This is a genomic window from Paeniglutamicibacter quisquiliarum (assembly GCF_019084045.1).
GTDB lineage: Bacteria > Actinomycetota > Actinomycetes > Actinomycetales > Micrococcaceae > Paeniglutamicibacter > Paeniglutamicibacter quisquiliarum.
On the sequence record NZ_JAHRED010000033.1, the window covers coordinates 1 to 227 of the forward strand.

Here is a 227-nt window from a genome sequence, read left to right on the forward strand (position 1 = left end):
ATATGCCTTGGCCTTCACCGTGGTGAACGCCTTGGTGTAGTTGTATACCTTGGCCTTGGCAGGTGCCTTGACCACTGCGTTGGAAAGCTTGCTGGACTGGATCCAGCCGATGCCTGCGCTCGTGCGCACCTGCTGCCACGAACCCGAGGTCCGCAACCACTGGATCCTCGTGTTGTTCGAAAGGGTGGCAATCCTCTTGCTGTTGGTTCTCGTGCTCTGGAAGACGG

At 58.1% G+C, this 227-nt stretch carries 1 protein-coding gene; it reads right to left on the reverse strand.

Features of this window, described 5'->3' with window-relative positions; genetic code table 11:
- Window positions 1-227: SH3 domain-containing protein (locus tag KRR55_RS20770; protein WP_217391101.1), on the reverse strand; the 227-nt coding region annotated here is incomplete at both ends.